The organism is Paraburkholderia dipogonis (assembly GCF_042680985.1).
Lineage (GTDB): Bacteria > Pseudomonadota > Gammaproteobacteria > Burkholderiales > Burkholderiaceae > Paraburkholderia > Paraburkholderia phytofirmans.
Genome location: NZ_JBHUFR010000005.1, coordinates 40,722 through 56,067, shown reverse-complemented (window position 1 = coordinate 56,067; position 15,346 = coordinate 40,722). Strand labels below are relative to the sequence as shown.

Annotated in this window: 12 protein-coding genes; 4 read left to right on the top strand and 8 right to left on the bottom strand. The window is 63.4% G+C overall.

Annotated features, from left to right (window positions below):
• Positions 1 to 11: 11 nt before the first annotated feature.
• Positions 12 to 1,616, bottom strand: a complete 1,605-nt coding sequence (locus ACFSNN_RS04585; RefSeq protein ID WP_134466245.1) for an ABC transporter substrate-binding protein — start codon at positions 1,614 to 1,616, stop codon at positions 12 to 14.
• Positions 1,617 to 2,035: 419 nt separating this feature from the next.
• On the opposite strand from ACFSNN_RS04585, the gene ACFSNN_RS04580 reads away from it, so the two are divergent.
• Entirely contained in the window at positions 2,036 to 3,265 is a 1,230-nt protein-coding gene (locus tag ACFSNN_RS04580; protein WP_134466244.1) for a porin, read from the top strand.
• A 114-nt stretch (positions 3,266 to 3,379) separates the two neighbouring features.
• Here ACFSNN_RS04580 and ACFSNN_RS04575 read toward each other — a convergent pair whose 3' ends face one another.
• The 3 genes from ACFSNN_RS04575 to ACFSNN_RS04565 all read right to left on the bottom strand — a co-directional run bounded on the left by ACFSNN_RS04575 (position 3,380) and on the right by ACFSNN_RS04565 (position 6,592).
• On the bottom strand, positions 3,380 to 3,724 hold the full coding sequence (locus ACFSNN_RS04575) for a DUF3088 domain-containing protein (RefSeq protein ID WP_134466243.1): 345 nt from the start codon (positions 3,722 to 3,724) through the stop codon (positions 3,380 to 3,382).
• Between the two features lie 42 nt (positions 3,725 to 3,766).
• Complete coding sequence (locus tag ACFSNN_RS04570) at positions 3,767 to 4,984, bottom strand: acyl-CoA dehydrogenase family protein (protein WP_134466242.1); 1,218 nt, start codon at positions 4,982 to 4,984, stop codon at positions 3,767 to 3,769.
• A gap of 261 nt (positions 4,985 to 5,245) precedes the next feature.
• Entirely contained in the window at positions 5,246 to 6,592 is a 1,347-nt protein-coding gene (locus ACFSNN_RS04565) for an LLM class flavin-dependent oxidoreductase (RefSeq protein ID WP_134466241.1), read from the bottom strand.
• A gap of 275 nt (positions 6,593 to 6,867) precedes the next feature.
• Between ACFSNN_RS04565 and ACFSNN_RS04560 the strand changes: the two genes are divergently transcribed.
• Positions 6,868 to 7,680, top strand: a complete 813-nt coding sequence (locus ACFSNN_RS04560) for a VOC family protein (protein ID WP_134466240.1) — start codon at positions 6,868 to 6,870, stop codon at positions 7,678 to 7,680.
• Between the two features lie 61 nt (positions 7,681 to 7,741).
• Here ACFSNN_RS04560 and ACFSNN_RS04555 read toward each other — a convergent pair whose 3' ends face one another.
• The 4 genes from ACFSNN_RS04555 to ACFSNN_RS04540 are packed head-to-tail and all read right to left on the bottom strand — an operon-like array spanning position 7,742 to position 12,474.
• Positions 7,742 to 8,542, bottom strand: coding sequence for an ABC transporter ATP-binding protein (locus ACFSNN_RS04555; RefSeq protein WP_244323249.1), 801 nt, complete (start codon positions 8,540 to 8,542; stop codon positions 7,742 to 7,744).
• 8 nt (positions 8,543 to 8,550) lie between these two features.
• Entirely contained in the window at positions 8,551 to 9,420 is an 870-nt protein-coding gene (locus ACFSNN_RS04550) for an ABC transporter ATP-binding protein (protein ID WP_134466239.1), read from the bottom strand.
• An 11-nt stretch (positions 9,421 to 9,431) separates the two neighbouring features.
• Positions 9,432 to 11,255, bottom strand: a complete 1,824-nt coding sequence (locus tag ACFSNN_RS04545) for an ABC transporter permease (protein WP_134466238.1) — start codon at positions 11,253 to 11,255, stop codon at positions 9,432 to 9,434.
• Positions 11,256 to 11,295: 40 nt separating this feature from the next.
• Positions 11,296 to 12,474, bottom strand: a complete 1,179-nt coding sequence (locus ACFSNN_RS04540) for an ABC transporter substrate-binding protein (protein WP_134466237.1) — start codon at positions 12,472 to 12,474, stop codon at positions 11,296 to 11,298.
• Positions 12,475 to 12,813: 339 nt separating this feature from the next.
• Here ACFSNN_RS04540 and ACFSNN_RS04535 point away from each other — a divergent pair, with 339 nt between their 5' ends.
• The gene (locus tag ACFSNN_RS04535) at positions 12,814 to 13,836 is read left to right on the top strand and encodes a LysR family transcriptional regulator (protein ID WP_134466236.1); all 1,023 of its coding nucleotides are present in this window, start codon (positions 12,814 to 12,816) and stop codon (positions 13,834 to 13,836) included.
• Entirely contained in the window at positions 13,833 to 15,329 is a 1,497-nt protein-coding gene (locus tag ACFSNN_RS04530; protein WP_134466235.1) for an NAD(P)-binding domain-containing protein, read from the top strand. The genes ACFSNN_RS04535 and ACFSNN_RS04530 overlap by 4 nt, the downstream gene beginning before the upstream one ends.
• The last annotated feature ends 17 nt before the right edge of the window (positions 15,330 to 15,346 follow it).

Here is a 15,346-nt window from a genome sequence, read left to right as displayed (position 1 = left end):
CGTCGCTCCTGTCATGCGCTCAGATAGACGTCCGCGAGATTGCCTTCAAGGCCTTGCGCGGACACGGTGTGGTTATGAACGCGCCGGTTCGCGAGTGTAATCATGCGCGGCGCGACCAGGGTGAGAATCGGCAGATCGCGATAGACGATCTGCTGGAACTGCTGATACAGCGCGATGCGCTTACTCTCGTCGGTTTCGACCGCGGCGCTTTCGAGCAGGCGGTCAACCTCCGGATTGCTGTAATGCGGCGCATTCGAAAACGGCACACCGGGGCGGATATTCTTCGACCAGTAGAGGCGCTGAACGCCCACGCTCGGATCGAATAGCGTATTGACGCCGATGCTCGTGAAATCGAACTGACGGTCCGCATAGACGCGTTTCAGAAACGCCGGCAGATCCTGCGAGCGAACCGTAACGTCAATGCCCACTTTCGCCAGCGCCGATTTGACGTAGTCAGCCTGACGGCGATACATGTCGCCGTAGGGCAGGAAGTCGTGCGTGAGACCGAAGCGCACACCGCCGTCCTTGCGCGGATAGCCCGCGGCATCGAGCAATTTCTCCGCGTCGCCGATATCGAATGCATACGGCGCGAGTTTGGCGTCGTGATACGGCGAGCCCGGCGTGATCGGCGTGGGCGAGAGATCGGCATAGCCATAGGCGACCGTGCGCTGCACCACTTGCGGATTAATGGCATGCGCGATCGCCTGGCGCACGCGCAGATCTTTCAGGATCGGATGCTCGAGATTGAAATCGATCTCGGAGAGCGGCTCCAGAAAGCGATAGCCGCGCGTTTCGACCGCCAGTTGCGGCAATTGCGTGAGACGCGGCAGATCGGTGAGCGGCACGGGATTCTCGCCGCCCAGATCGAGCGCGCCGGTTTCGAATGCGGCGGACCTGGCCGCAGCGTCGGGAATCACCTTGAAGACAAGGCCGTCGATATACGGCTTGCCCGCGTCCCAGTAGTCCGGATTGCGTTCGTAGACGATGTTGGCGCCACGCGTCCATGATTTGAAGCGGAACGGCCCGGTGCCGACCGGCGCGTTGTTGTGCGGATTGGACAGCGGATCGCCCTGCGCATACAGGTGCTTCGGAACGATCGGCGACTCGCCGGCGGACAGTGCTTTCAACAGATACGGCGCCGGCTTCGACAATTCGATCACCGCGGTGCGCGCATCCGGCGTCGTCACGCGCGCGACATTGGCGAACGTGCTGCGCCCGCGCGGATGCACCGTTTTGAGCAAATCGATCGAGAACGCGACATCGGCCGACGTGAAGGGCTGACCGTCATGCCATTTGACGTTCTGCCGCAGCGTGAACGTGTACCTCAAGCCGTCCGGACTGACAGCCCATGCGGTGGCCAATTGCGGCTTGGGGCGCAGGTCGAAGTCGTAAGCGAGCAAGCCTTCGAGCACCTTGGAACTCGCGACGAGCGCCGGCCCGGTGGTCTGGAAGATCGACACGAGCACCGGCGGCTCGGGATTGATCAGCATGTTCAGCGTGCCGCCCCGCTTCGGCGCGAGCGCCTCGCCCTGGGCGAACGCCGGGGCCGGCATACCGGCGGCCACAAGCGCTGCGCCCGATGAAATCAGAAAATCGCGTCGATTCAGCCCTGCCATGTGATTCAGGTCCTTTTTTGCCGATGGTTCGGCCGGTTCACGCCGAATGAATTGTCGTAGTGGTGATGTCGGCAATGCTGCTGCCGCAGCGCTCACGATAAAGCCACTGCGGCAGCAAAAGAAACAATCGTTCTGCATATGCAAAGCACGGCGCGGACGAAAGACCGCGCGTCGGTTGCGGGCATTGCGCCCGCTCGTCTCAGGCAAGGAACACGTCGGCCAGATTGCCGTCGAGCCCGTCGGCGGTTATCGCTCAAATATCGGTGTTTTAGCGCTTATTCAAGAGAGTTCATCGATATCAATATCGATCTTGATTGTTTGTTCGATTGGTTCGTTTTGCTTATCGTTTGTCGCCGACTTCACGATGTTCATCGGTCACTCACTTCTCCGACTCTCCCTCAACACCGATTCAATTAACCATGAACAAACTGCTTTTCGCTTTCAGCGTTTCCTCTCTAATGGTCGGCACGGCCAGTGCTCAAAGTACCGTCACGCTGTATGGGATCGTGACCGGCAATGTCACTTACTCGAACAACGCGCAAACCGCTGCGACATCGGTGTCGGGCAAGCCGCGCGGCGGCTCGCAAGTCGCGCAGTTCGACAACGGTTCGTCGGGGTTGTCGTCGAGCCGCTGGGGCCTGAGAGGCGTGGAAGATCTGGGCGGCGGGTTGAAGGCCGTGTTTCAGCTCGAAAGCGGCTTCAGCGTGAACAACGGCACTATGGGACAAGGCGGCACGTTGTTCGGCCGCCAGGCCTGGGTCGGCGTGAATGCCGCACGCTACGGTACATTTACGTTGGGGCGCCAGGCCGATACATCGGTGGAGTTCGTATCACCGTTGATTCACGGCTGGTATTGGGGCAACCTCGCGATCCATCCCGCCGACTACGACAATCTGAACTTCACGCACCGCATCAACAATTCGCTCAAGTACCTGTCCGACTCGTTCAACGGCTTCCGCTTCGGCGCGTTGTATAGCGTGGGCGGCGTGGCCGGGAATGTCACGCAGAATCAGCTCTGGTCCACGGGCGCGAGCTATACCGGCGGAGCGTTCGCGATCGCCGCGTCGATCGTCAATGCGCGCAATCCGAATACCTCGCTATACGGCACCAATGCCAATGCGAGCGCCACCGGCAACAACCTCGGCTCCGCCGGATCGGCGACGAGCGCCGAGTCCAATCCCGCGATCGCCGGTTTCGCCTCGGCCAGCACACAGCAGACAATTTCGGTGGCGACAACGTACACCGCGGGCGGCGCGATCTTCGGCGCTGCGTACTCGACTACGCAGTTCCGCGGGCTCGGTTCGAACTCGTCGCTCAATGCGCTGCACTACAACGGCTCGCCAACATTGAGCACCGCCAGTGCGAGCTTGCGTTATCAGGCGACACCGTTCTTGCGCTTCGGCACATCGTTCGACTATACGGCGGGAGGCAGCGTGAGCGGCAAGGAAGGCGCCAAGTACGAGCAGTTGAACCTCGGCGCGGCGTATTCGCTTTCCAAGGCCACTGACCTCTATGTGACGGGTGCATTTCAGCACGCGAGCGGAACCGACTCGCTCGGGCGCCCCGCGGTTGCGGCAATCGGGTATCTGACACCGTCTGCAACGAGCAAACAGGTGGCCGTCTCGGCCGGCGTGAAGCATCTGTTCTGATGCATCTGCTTTGATGCAACGTGCCTCGATCGGATTCCTGATCGAGGCACGTTGTTTTCCGCGTCGTGTCATGACTTCACGCGAAATCGTGCACTCTTAGTCCGGGTGGATTCGTCAATGTACTTTAGGGAACCCGTGACGCTGTGCGAGCAGATCGAGAATGCGGCGCGTGTCCGTCACGAAGCGTTTCTCGCCTAATGTCTGTGCGTCGGCAGGCGCCGGATGTGCGTCGCCGAGAACCAGCACGGGCAGACTCTGGTGCTCCGCGTCGAGCGCCTCGATCACCGCGGCGCGCGGACGCGGAAACGGCAACCGGCGAATCTCCAGACGCGCGTTGAGCGCCGGATCGCTCGCGAGCAAACCTTCAATGGGCGCCCCGTCCGGGCAGATAAACCGTTCACCGGGATGTTTCGGATCGATAAATCCCGGTTCCAGCAGTAGCAGCAAATCTCGGCTCATGGTGTGCAATGCCCGTAATGGATGAGTGGATGGCGACGCGCTTTAGAACACGCGTCCTTCGGTGAGATGCGTGGTGACCCCGTTCAACTCGTAATCGCCGATTACGCGGGCTTTGTGCAGCAGCGGATTGTGGCTGAAGATCGTGCGCAGATTGCGCCAGTGCCGGTCGAAATTGTGTGCGCGGCCCGTGGCCGAAGCCCCGCCGATCTCGAACAGACGCTCGCCGGCATATAGCGCCAGCTTGCTCACCACGAGTTGGGTTTTGGCCGTTGCCAGCGCGCCCTCCAGCACCAGTTCTTCCGCGTTGGCCGCGCCGCTGCGGATTGCATTCGCCGAACGGTCCAGCGTACGCGCGTTCTGCGCGACCAGCGCGTCGATCGACAAACTGTGCGCCGCGAGATCGCCCACCACCTGCTGTACGAAACCGTCCTCGCGTGCGGAAGGCGCCGGGCTATGCAGCACCGGCCGGCCGTATTGCGTGACGTAGCGCCGCGCATCTTCCACGATGTTGCGCACGATGCCCGCGGCGACCGTCACCAGATGCAACTGCCGCACCGCGCTGCCATGCCGTCCGGCGAGACTCGTATAGCCGCGAGTGGCGATCTCGTGAGAAAAAACCTGGACGTTGTCGAGCACGAGGCTGCCACTCGCCGTCATGCGCTGTCCCATGCCGTCCCAGTCGTCGAGCACTTGCACCCCATCGCGCGACACGGGTATCACGATCGACACCTTCTCGTCGTTCTCATCCTGCACGTTGATCCGCGCATAGTCGGAAAATGCCGTGCCGGTCGAATAATATTTCTTGCCTGTCACGCGGAAGTGCTCGCCGTCGCGCACCAGTTTCGTGACGATTTCGCCCGGCCTGGAGGTGCCGAGTTCGGTCGACGCCCCGCCGAAGATCGCCCCTTTCCGCACGCGTTCGATCTGGGTGTCGTTGAAGGCCGAGCGTGGCGACAACAGCAATTGCTCGGTCAGATCGTAGTGAATCCGCAAGGCGTGCGCGACGTTCGATTCATGTGCGCCCAGTGTCGCGATCACATGAAAGAGATCCTCCAGCGAACCGCCGAGGCCGCCCCACTCCACCGGAAAACGGAGCACGCCCAAACCCGATTCGCGAAACAATGCGAAGCCGTCGAACGGCAACTCGCGCCGCACTTCACGTTGCGCGGCGTCTTCGCCGATCGCCTTGGCCAACGCCGGCAACGCGGCCAGTGCCGCCTGAAGCTTTGCCCGCGCTGCGGTGTCCTGAGAGATCTGCATGCCTTGATTCCTTGTCAAAGCGCACGGATCGCAGCGGATCCGGCTGTTAGCATTGGGAGCTTGATCCGGCACACGCGCCGGGCGCGCGCCGATTTGACGGATCAGTATAGGGACACGACACGTCATGCAAAACCAGCGAATCGAGCTATGGATATGCGCGATTCTGAAATGCGCGCAGCCGGCAGAGGCCGGCAAATCGCTGAAGCGATGACTGGATGTCCGAACGCACGGCCCGCACCTACGCGCGCGCGTTAAACCCAATCAAGCTGTTGCAGAGCGATGATGTTCAGGCCGGCGTAACCCAAGATTCTCACGCAGCGTGCGACCCTCATACTCCTCGCGAAACAGGCCCCGCCGACGCAGTTCAGGCAGCACCAGTCCGACGAAATCGGTCAGGCCGTCCGGCAGCACCGGCGGCATCACGTTGAAGCCGTCGGCACCGTGATTCACGAAGCGTTCTTCGAGTTGATCGACGATTTGCGCCGGCGTGCCGACCAGTTGCCAGTGACCACGCGCACCCGCCACTCGCAGATAGAGTTGGCGAATCGTGAGATTTTCGCGGCGAGCCAGTTCCAGCGTCAGAGATTGCCGGCTCTTGCTGGCATTCGTTTCCGGCAACTCGGGAATCGGACCGTCGAGTGGATACTCGGAGAGATCGAACCCACCCGTCAGTCCCGACACCAGCGCGAGGCCAACCTTCGGATCGACGAGCGACTGCAACTGGTCGAATCTCTCGCGTGCCTCGCTTTCGGTGCGGCCGACGATAGGCAGAACACCCGGCATGATCTTCAGATCGTCCGGATAGCGGCCATACGCTTGCATGCGGCCTTTCACGTCCGCGTAAAAAGCCACCGCGTCCGGCAGTGTTTGTTGCGCCGTGAAAATCACTTCGGCGGTACTCGCCGCCAGATCGCGGCCGGCTTCGGACGATCCCGCCTGCACGACGACCGGATGCCCCTGCGGTGAGCGCGCGACGTTCAACGGCCCCTTCACCTGAAAGAAGCGGCCCTTGTGATCGAGCACGTGGCGCTTGCGTGGGTCGAAGAAACGGCCTTCCTGCTTGTTGCGCACGAATGCGTCGTCTTCCCAGCTATCCCACAGTCCCGCGGTGACTTCGGCGAATTCAGCGGCGCGCGCATAGCGCTCCGCATGGTCTAAATGCTTGTCGCGGTTGAAGTTCTTCGCTTCATGCTCGCTCGACGACGTGACCAGATTCCACCCCGCGCGCCCTGCGCTGATGTGATCGAGCGAGGCGAATTTGCGGGCGATGTGATACGGCTCGTTGAAACTCGTCGAAGCCGTGCCGACCAGGCCGATGCGCTCCGTCACCGCCGCCAAGGCCGAAAGCAAGGTGATCGGTTCGAACTGCGCCACATAACTGTGCGCCGTGCGGCTCAGGAAGTCGATGTCGTCCCCGCGCGTGCCCACGCCGTCGGCGAGAAAGATCAGATCGAACTTCGCCGCCTCGGCCTGCCGCGCAAGCTGGACATAGTGACGGAAATTGACACCGGCATCGGCCTGCGCCTCGGGATGACGCCATGCCGCAATGTGATGCCCGGCGGGATAAAGGAAAGCACCAAGGCGCAGATGTCCGCTACGTTTGCTCATGGAGGTTCGGGAAAGTGGATTGAGGAGTGTGTCGGGCGACTTACCCGATTCTCGACGCCTCCCACGCATCTCGCCACGAACAAATCCATCGATCCATATTCGTCAGTGAACTAACGAAATCGAACCGAAAGCATGATCATTATCATGGGACCTTTTAATGACCAACTCGCCGGGCCATTCCATCGGAAGCGCTATGCAATCGACAATCCGTTGTTAGCCTTTTGGCCCGTGGCTTCGCATACTCTTCAGCCACTCACCCGAGGAGATCGTCCGGCATGTCCCTTTCACTCGACCACATCGTGATCCGCGTGCAGGATCTCGAACAGGCCATCACCCATTTCAGCGCGCTCGGTTTTACGGTGCAGCGCGGCGGCACGCACGCCGACGGCGCCACGCACAACGCGTTGATCGGTTTCGCCGACGGAAGCTACTTCGAACTGATCGCTTTTCTGCGCGACGCGCCTGAGCATCGCTGGTGGGACGCCGGGCATCGCGTCGGCGATGGCTTCGTCGATTTCGCGCTGCTGCCGCATTCGGTCGGCGCAACGATCGATGCGGCTCACCAGCGCGGGCTTCTTTACGACGGCCCCATCGCCGGTGGACGCGTCAGGCCCGACGGCGAACGGCTCGAATGGCAGATCGGCAAACCGCCGGTCGCCGACCTGCCGTTCCTCTGCGGAGATTTGACGCCGCGCCGTCTGCGCGTCGCCGAAGGTGACGTGCGCCACCACGCCAACGGCGTAAGCGGCGTAGCGAACATCACGCTTGCCGTGAACGACGTGGAGGCGAGCCTTACGCGATATCGCGCGCTGCTCGGTGAATTCAGCGTACAGCGTGCGCCCCTGCCAGACTACGGCATCACGCTTGCCATCCTGCCGCTCGGCGCGACCACGTTGACGCTGGTCAGCCCTACGCGCACGCCTCACGAACCGGCTGCAGGCCTCGCATCCGACATTCGCAAGCATCTGGCCATACGGGGCGAGGGCGTCTTCGCCGTCGCATTGGAAACACGAGCCAACGACGCTGCTCGCGAGCTCGCACGCGAACTCACGCACGGCGCGACGCTCGAACTCGTCGCACGGTCCTGATCGCGCCAATGCGCATTTAACGTCCCGCGGCGTAAAGCGCGGGACGTTACGTCCTTTTTGCTCACGACGCGGTTTCCGCCGCGAGCGCTCCGCCAAGATAAGCATCGCGAATTCGCTGGTCGCCGAGCAATTCGCTCGCGGTGCCGGACAACACCACGCGGCCGGTCTGCAGCACATATCCGCGATGCGAGATCTGCAGCGCAAGACTCGCGTTCTGTTCGACCATGAAGAACGTGATGCCTTGCCGGTTGATCGTCTGGATCAATTCAAGCACCTTGTCGACGTAGAGCGGCGACAAGCCCATGGTCGGTTCGTCCATGCAGACGAGCGCGGGCCGGCTCATCAGCGCGCGCGCCATGGCCAGCATCTGCTGTTCGCCGCCGGAAAGCGTGCCGGCGCGCTGCGTCAGGCGTTCCTTCACGCGTGGAAATAGTTCGAGCATGCGTTCGTAATCCTCGGCGATACCCGCGCGGTCTTTGCGCGTGAACGCGCCCATCAGCAGGTTTTCGCGCACCGTCATGTCGCCGAACAACCGGCGCGCTTCGGGCACGGAAGCGATGCCGCGCCGCACGATCTGCGAAGTCGGCAGGCCGTTCAGCGGCTTGCCATCGAAGCTGACCGTGCCAGCTCGCGGTTTGTGCAGGCCGAGAATGACCTTCATCGCCGTCGATTTGCCGCTGGCGTTGCCGCCCAGCAGGCTCACGATCTCCCCGCGTCCGATGCTGAGGTTCACGCCGAAGTGCACCTGGATCTGTCCATAGTACGTGTCGATCTGGTCGAGTTTCAGCAACGGCTCAGTCATGGCGGGTGAAGTGGAAGGTAATTCGTTCGATGAAACCAGATGCAGGCTCGGGATAATCATGGCGCTATTCATGCGGCGGCCGTCTCGCTTTGGCCGGCCTGCGCGCCGACCTGGCGGTGCCCGAGGTACGCTTCGATCACGGCTGGATCGTTACGCACCTCGTCGGGCAAACCCTGCGCGATCTTGCGGCCGTCGTCGAGCACGAGCACACGATCCGAGAGCCGCATCACGAGATCGAGCTTGTGTTCGATCAGCAGGATCGTCAGGCCTTCGCGCTTGAGTTCGAGGATCAGTTCGAGCATCTCCGCGGTCTCGGACTCGTTCATGCCGGCAGTGGGTTCGTCGAGCAGGAGAATGCGCGGACGCAGCGCCAGCGCGCGCGCAATTTCGACGCGCCGGCGGTTCGCGTAGGACAGGCTGTGCGCCGGTTCGTCGATGCGCGGGGCGAGACGTGTACCAAAGCGCGCCAGCAGCGCCGTCACTTCTTCGCGCAGTTCGGCGTCCTCGCGCCGCACCGCCGCCGAGCCGACCAGTGCGCGCAGCACTTCCGCGAATGCGCCGACCACCGGCCAGCCGCGCCGCGTGGTGGCAAGACGCGCGTGCGCGCCGATCAGCACGTTGTCCAGCACGCTCAGGTTGCCGAACACGCGTCCATGCTGGAACGTGCGCGCGATGCCGCGCGCGGCGAGCAACTCCGGTGCCATGCCGGTCACGTCCTCGCCGCCAAAGCGCACCTCGCCCGCGTCGGGCGTGTCGATTCCCGTGAGCAGATTGAAGAGTGTCGACTTGCCCGCGCCGTTTGGTCCGATCACGCTCACGCATTCGCCGCGCGCGACCGACAGATTCACTTCGTCGACGGCGACGAGGCCGCCGAAGCGGCGCGTCACGCGGCGCACGTCGAACAGAATGTCCGCACCGTTATTGGAAGTAGAGCTCATGGCCGTCTCCTTCATACCGCGCCGAACAGACCTTGCGGCCGGAAACGCACCAGCAGCAACAGGATCACGCCGTAGATCAGCATCCGGTAGTCGGCAGCGAAGCGGAACAGCTCCGGCAGGCTGATCAGCGCGATCGCGCCCGCCACCGCGCCGATCACGCTGCCGAGGCCGCCGAGAATCACCATCGTCAGCGCGAGGATCGACACTTGCGAGTCGAAGGTCTGGTAGTTGATATAGCTGTACAGATGCGCCGCAATGCCGCCGCCGATACCCGCCGCCAGTCCGCCGCATGCAAAAGCGATCGCCTTGTAGCGGTTGGGGCGTATGCCGTAGGCGCGCGCGGCGATGTCGTCCTCGCGGATCGCGCGCCACGTGCGGCCCAGATGCGAGCGCAGCAGCCGCACCTGCAGCAGCGCGAGCAGAACGAGCACTCCGAGCGTGAACCAGTAAACCGCGCGCACACCCGTCAATTGCCAGCCGAACAGCGATAACGGCGGAATGCCCGTGATGCCGACCGGACCGCGCGTCAGGCTGTCCCAGTTGAGCACCACGAGGCCGATGATCTCGCCGATACCGAGCGTCGCGATCGACACATAGTGGCCGCGCAGCCGGAACGACGGATAGACCAGCAGCGTGCCGATCGCCGCCGTGATAAGACCGGCAAGCGGAATCGTCAGCGCGGGCGACCAGCCCAGGTTCACCGACAACAACGCCGACGCATACGCACCGATCAACAGCAGCGCCGCGTGGCCCAGCGAGATCTGCCCTACCGTTCCCGCGACCAGCGTCAGACTCAGTGCAAGCAGCCCATAGATCCAGCCATTGGTGAGCGTTTGCAGCACGTATGACGATGGCGTCGCGAAAGGCAACGCGAACGCGAGCGCCACCACCGCGACGATCACGCGGCGCGGAATGCGCACCGCGCGACAATTCGACAGGAATGTGCCCGTCAGCGGCTCGGGCGGCAGCCGGCGGTTCGAACTGAACAGTCCATTGGGACGCCACACGAGAAACGCCAGCAACAGCACGAACGCAAACAGGTCGCGATAGCTCGTGCCGAACAGCGCCACACCGTAGCTCTCGACAAGGCCCAGCAGCAGGCTCCCCGCGATCGCGCCCGGCACGTTGCCCAGTCCGCCGATCAGCAATGCGACGACGCCCTTCAGCGTCGCCTGAAACCCCATCGCGGGATCGATGCTGTTGTAGTACATGCCCACAAGCAACCCGCTCAATCCGCCCAGACAGCAGGCGATCGCGAACACGGCCTGATTCACGGCATTGACGTTGACGCCCATCTGCTGCGCGGCGTCGCGATCCTGCGCGGTTGCGCGCACGGCCCAGCCGAGCCGCGTAAAGCGCAGGAACACGTATAGCACGGCCGCGGCGCCGACGCCGATCGCCGCGATCAGCAGATCGAGCGAGCCGAGGGTCGCTCCGCCGATCGACAGCGTCCATTGCGGCAGCGGGCTCGGCACCGGCCGCGGATCGGGACCGAAGACGATCTGCGCCAACTGGTCGAGCACGAAACTGATGCCGATGGTGGCAAGCAGCGGCGCGATGCGCGCGGCGCCCTGCAACGGCCTCAAGCCGATCCGCTCGATCACGATACCGAGCAGCGCGCAGCCCGCGACGGTCGCCAGCAGCGCGATGGGCAGCGGCAAGCCGAGCCGCGTCAAACACAGCCAGCCGATAAAGCCGCCCACCATGTACACCGAGCCGTGGGCGAAGTTGATCAGATGCGATACGCCGAAGATCAACGCAAGGCCGACCGCCAGCAGCGCATAGATATTGCCGACGATCAATCCGTTGATCGTGTAGTCGAACCAGGCAGTCATGGCGTGTCGGTCCAGTGGCGCAAAAGTTTCGTGCGTTCGATCATTGCGCGTGCACGGCGCTGGCGCCGTCCCACAACGCGAATTTTCCGTCCTTCACGACGAGGTCGAGGTTCTTCGCACCGGCCACGCGGCGCGTCTGCGGATCGAACTTGAACTTGCCGAAAATCACGCTCGGCACGTCGCTGATCTTCGAAAAACCGTCATGCACGGCGGTACGGTCCGCGCCGTAGCGGCGAATCACTTCGCTTGCGAGAATCATTGCGTCGTAAGCGCGCGCGGCGAAAGTGTCCGGATCGGCGCCGTACTTCGCGCGGTAACGCTGCACGAAACTCTGCACTTCCGGGCGCGGGTCGCCAGGGAAGAAATTCGATTCCGTATAAACGCCGTTCACCGCGGCGCCGCCCAGATCGAGGAATTTCGGCGAATACACCGAGCCGACTGCCGCGATCGGCGCGCGCACACCCGCCGCGCGCGCCTGGCGAACGATCTGCGCACCGTCGGAGTAGTACGAGATCAACACGATCGAGTCGGGCTCTTCACTGCGCACGCGCGTGAGCGTCGCGCGGAAGTCTTTCTCGTTCGGCTGGTACGCCTCGGCCGCGACCACTTGCGCGCCGTTCGCCACGGCAGCCTTCGCGAAGATGTCCTTGCTCGTGCGGCCCCAGTCGGTATTCAGATAGAGCACGGCGATCTTCTTGAAGCCGAGTCCTTTGGTGACGTAGTGGGCGAGCATCGGCTGTTCTTCCGCCTGGCTGATCGCCGTGCTCCACATATAGTCGCCGCCCTTGGTGAAGTCGGGATGCGAGTTGGTAAAGCCGAACTGCACAAGACCGGCGCGCTGGTAGACCGGCGAGGCGGCCATCGATGCGCCGCTCGACAGATCGCCCAGTTCGAGCAGGATGCGTTTGTCGTCGACGAACTTCTGCGCGATGGCCACCGCCTGACGCGGATCGCTGCGGCTGTCCTCGAAATCGTAGCTCAGCGGATGACCGTTGATGCCGCCGCTGCCGTTGATCTGCTCGAGCGCGAGATCGAAGCCGCGCTTCCACTGCTCGCCGTATTGCGCGTCCTGACCGCTGAGCGGCCCGGTCACGCCGACCCAGTACGGATCGGCCGCGTTGGCCGCGGGCATGGCGGCGCCGAATGCGATCGTCAGTGCGCCGGCCAGTTGCAGCAGTGTGCGGGCGGCGCCGCGCTTGTTGGTCCACAGAATCGACATGCTGTTCTCACGCCTTGAATTAGAGTGAGCCGATGTAACCATGTCGCCGGGAAGCGGGCCAACGAAGATAAGCGTCAAAGCTTATTCCAGCATGAGCGCAAAGCTTATGAAGAAGACTCGCCGTGCAGCCTGACAAGGCTTGCGCGAAATGTGGGCGATTGCACAAAACCCCTTATTTCATGGGCTTTTTCTTGATCTCGGACTGAAGCCGAGCCATCACACGTTTTGACTTGCGCGCCGGCGCACTGCAACTTCCGTCAAATGCATAGCCGAATTTATTATAAGAATTGTGCATTCAAGCGCCTCTAGAATGCACCCATCACATGAACGAGGCATTGCATGGAGCTGCATCAACTCGAAGCGTTTTCGGCGGTCATGTCGACGGGCAGCATCACCGGCGCCGCGCGGTTGCTCAGCCGCTCGCAACCGGGCGTGACGAGAATGATCCAGGATCTCGAACAGGAGATCGGCTATGCGCTGTTCGACCGCAAAGGACCGCGCGTCACGCCGACCCGTCGCGCGTTTCTGCTGTATGACGAGGTCGAACGCTCGCTAATCGGGCTCGATGCCATCCGTGCGAGCGCGCGGGCCATCGGGCGTGACGAGTCCATGTCGCTGCGCGTCGTTGCGACGCCCGCACTTGCAGCGGCGTTGGCGCCACGCGCACTCGCTCAGCTGAGTCAATTGGCGCAAGGTCAGGCACAGGGACGCACACACACCGCCGCGCAACTGCGCAGCGCCTCCGCCGAGCAGGTAGTTCAAGCCCTGCTCTCACGCGCAGCCGACGTCGGCATCGCGACGCTGCCGCTCGATCATGCGGCTCTCGACGTGCACTACATCATTGAGGCGCCGTGCGTGGCAGTCCTGCACCGTGACGACCCGCTTGCGCAGCATGCCGTGCTACCGCTTGCCGAGCTTGCGGGCCGGCCGGTCGCGACACTGGCGAACCGTTACCGACTGCGCAACCGGATCGATCGCGCGTTCGCTCGGACCGGCATCGAACTTCACGTGGCGCTGGAAACGAACGCGTCGCTCAACGCGATGATGGCGGCGCAGGAAAAGCTCGGCGTGGCCATTGTCGATCCGGCGACGGCGTTCGGCATGCGTTTAGCCGACGTCGAAGTGAGACCGCTCGACGTGCGGATTCCGTTTCTCTACGGCGTCGTCACGCTGTCGGGCCGGCCGCGCACGAGCGAAATGGACGCCGTGATCGACGCGCTAGCGGAGGTGTCGCGCGCATTGCTGCCGGGCGCCGTACGGCACGCGGCGTCGCAACACGGCGCACTGGTCGCTCACGATCGCGCGGATAACGCCGACGACGCCACCTCTTCTCCTCACCGCGACACCGGAGTCACGGCATGACCGCAACGCATTCTCCACACGCCGCCGACGGATTGGCCGCGCTCGAAGCCCGGCTTCGCGAAGACCTCGACTGGCTCGAACTGCCCGCGCCTTCTTGGGTGCCGGCGCGCAGCGTCGACGCGCAGCGCGTGCTCGACGTCGCCATTATCGGGGCCGGCATGGCGGGACTCGCGGCGAGTGCCGAGTTGCGGCTGCTCGGCATCGACAACCAGCAATTGTTCGATCAGGCGCCGGCCGGCAGCGAAGGCCCGTGGGTCACGTATGCACGCATGCAGACCTTGCGCTCGCCGAAACAGTTGACGGGCCCCGCGCTGCGCTTGCCTGCGTTGACCTTTCGTGCGTGGTACGAAGCGCAGTTTGGCCGCGAACAATGGAATGCGCTGTACAAGATTCCGCGCGCGCAGTGGATGGATTATCTGCGCTGGTATCGTCGTGTGCTCGACCTGCCTGTGCGCAACGAGACCCGCGTCGTGAAGCTGCATACGCGCAGTGACGGCCTGCTCGAACTCGATCTCCTGCACGGACCGTCCGGCGACAACAGCCACACGCGGCGCGAAATCGTGCGGGCTCGCCATGTCGTGCTTGCCACCGGCCGCGAGGGTCTCGGCGGCCCGTTCATTCCCGACGTGGTCGGCGATCTTCCTGAGCGTTTCTACGCGCATTCGTCCGATGCGATCGACTCCGCCGCGTTGCGCGGCAAACGTGTCGGCGTGGTGGGCGCGAGCGCATCGGCGTTCGACAATGCCGCGAGCGCGCTCGAAGCCGGCGCCGCGCAAGTCGATCTGTTCGTGCGCCGCGATGCGCTGCCGCGCATCAACAAGCTGACCGGAATCGGCAGCCCCGGACTCGTACACGGTTTCGCAAGCCTGCCCGACGCCTGGAAGTGGCGCTTTCTGCACTACTCCGCAAAAACTCAGGCACCGCCGCCGCGCGACAGTGTGCTGCGGGTCGCGCGACATCCGCAGGCGCAGCTGCATCTGGCCAGCCCGCTCAACCAGGTGGATCACGAAGGCGAGACTGTGATGGTCGGCACGCCGAAGGGGCGTTATGCGCTCGACTATCTGATCTTCGCCACCGGTTTTCATTCGGAGATCGATACGCGCGACGAGTTCGCGCTGATTGCGCCGCACGTGCGCCGCTGGCGCGACCGCTTCACACCGGCGGCCGATCTGCCGAACGACGAGCTCGCCAGCTCGCCGGACCTCGATCGCAATCTCGCCTTCCAGGAGCACATTTCGGGCAGCTGTCCGGCACTCGCGCGCATCCACTGCTTCAACCACGCGGCGAGCCTGACGCACGGCAAGATCGCCGGCGACATCCCCGCGATCAGCGACGGCGCGCAACGCCTCGCCCGAGCGATCGCCGCGATGTTGTTCGACGCCGATCGCGAGACCCACTTCGCCGCGCTGCAGGCGTTCGACACCGCCGAACTCGCCGGCGACGAATGGGCGGACGCCGACGCCGCCGTGCGTTCCATCGACACCACTGCGTAACCACTTTTTCTCACGGA

What these genes read in the sequence shown, in the direction of transcription:
- ACFSNN_RS04585 (WP_134466245.1), bottom strand. Translation starts at nt 1,616, where the DNA reads ATGGCAGGGCTGAATCGACGCGATTTTCTGATTTCATCGGGCGCAGCG.
- ACFSNN_RS04555 (WP_244323249.1), bottom strand. Translation starts at nt 8,542, where the DNA reads ATGATTATCCCGAGCCTGCATCTGGTTTCATCGAACGAATTACCTTCC.
- ACFSNN_RS04580 (WP_134466244.1), top strand. Translation starts at nt 2,036, where the DNA reads ATGAACAAACTGCTTTTCGCTTTCAGCGTTTCCTCTCTAATGGTCGGC.
- ACFSNN_RS04575 (WP_134466243.1), bottom strand. Translation starts at nt 3,724, where the DNA reads ATGAGCCGAGATTTGCTGCTACTGCTGGAACCGGGATTTATCGATCCG.
- ACFSNN_RS04565 (WP_134466241.1), bottom strand. Translation starts at nt 6,592, where the DNA reads ATGAGCAAACGTAGCGGACATCTGCGCCTTGGTGCTTTCCTTTATCCC.
- ACFSNN_RS04560 (WP_134466240.1), top strand. Translation starts at nt 6,868, where the DNA reads ATGTCCCTTTCACTCGACCACATCGTGATCCGCGTGCAGGATCTCGAA.
- ACFSNN_RS04545 (WP_134466238.1), bottom strand. Translation starts at nt 11,255, where the DNA reads ATGACTGCCTGGTTCGACTACACGATCAACGGATTGATCGTCGGCAAT.
- ACFSNN_RS04570 (WP_134466242.1), bottom strand. Translation starts at nt 4,984, where the DNA reads ATGCAGATCTCTCAGGACACCGCAGCGCGGGCAAAGCTTCAGGCGGCA.
- ACFSNN_RS04550 (WP_134466239.1), bottom strand. Translation starts at nt 9,420, where the DNA reads ATGAGCTCTACTTCCAATAACGGTGCGGACATTCTGTTCGACGTGCGC.
- ACFSNN_RS04540 (WP_134466237.1), bottom strand. Translation starts at nt 12,474, where the DNA reads ATGTCGATTCTGTGGACCAACAAGCGCGGCGCCGCCCGCACACTGCTG.
- ACFSNN_RS04535 (WP_134466236.1), top strand. Translation starts at nt 12,814, where the DNA reads ATGGAGCTGCATCAACTCGAAGCGTTTTCGGCGGTCATGTCGACGGGC.
- ACFSNN_RS04530 (WP_134466235.1), top strand. Translation starts at nt 13,833, where the DNA reads ATGACCGCAACGCATTCTCCACACGCCGCCGACGGATTGGCCGCGCTC.